This is a genomic window from Psychrobacter sp. 1U2 (assembly GCF_051847575.1).
The window spans coordinates 1-626 of record NZ_JBPYDC010001332.1 but is presented as its reverse complement, the minus strand read 5'-3'; the positions used below and the strand labels follow the sequence as shown (position 1 = coordinate 626).

Below are 626 nucleotides of genomic sequence, written 5' to 3'. Positions count from 1 at the left end.
AACGCCCGCCAGATTAGCGCGTTTCGTGAGTGACGCGATCAGCAATTTTTGTAGTACTCATGCAAGCTACCCGGCGCCAAGACATATTTTATTTCCAAGCTGGCTCGATGAGTCTGACGCCGAACAGCTGCGTGAGATGCTCTACCCTGCTGTCGAACAACGCTGGTTACAGTCTATCGATGCGCGCCATCCTGCCGGTATCGGTCATGATATCTATCTAAAATTATGGGCGTTGTCTAAGCCAAGCATACCTGCTGACTTCATTTTATTCGATGAAGCGCAAGATGCCGACCCATTGATGATGGGCATTTTGACTCAGCAATCAAAGCAAGTCATTTATGTTGGTGACGCCCATCAGCAGATTTATGAGTGGCGCGGTGCAGTCAATGCGATGAAAAAGCTACCGTTGCCGCAAACGTTATTGACCCAATCCTTTCGCTTTGGTGAGCCGATTGCAGAAGTTGCTAATACCTTATTAAAGGCATTGCAAGAAGACGTACCACTTAAAGGTAATCCAGATAAGCGCTCATCAACAGATAAAGGTATGGTGCACAGTAAAAAAGATGCCATTCTTTGCCGTACCAATGCTGCTGCCATGGCGCAACTGTTAACTGGCCTTAAGCTTG

1 protein-coding gene is annotated in these 626 nt (G+C 47.3%); it reads left to right on the top strand.

What is annotated here, in order from left to right; genetic code table 11:
* Window positions 1-626, top strand: a 626-nt coding sequence (locus ACS8FD_RS21925) for a UvrD-helicase domain-containing protein (RefSeq protein WP_439277423.1), incomplete at both ends; no start/stop codon positions are given.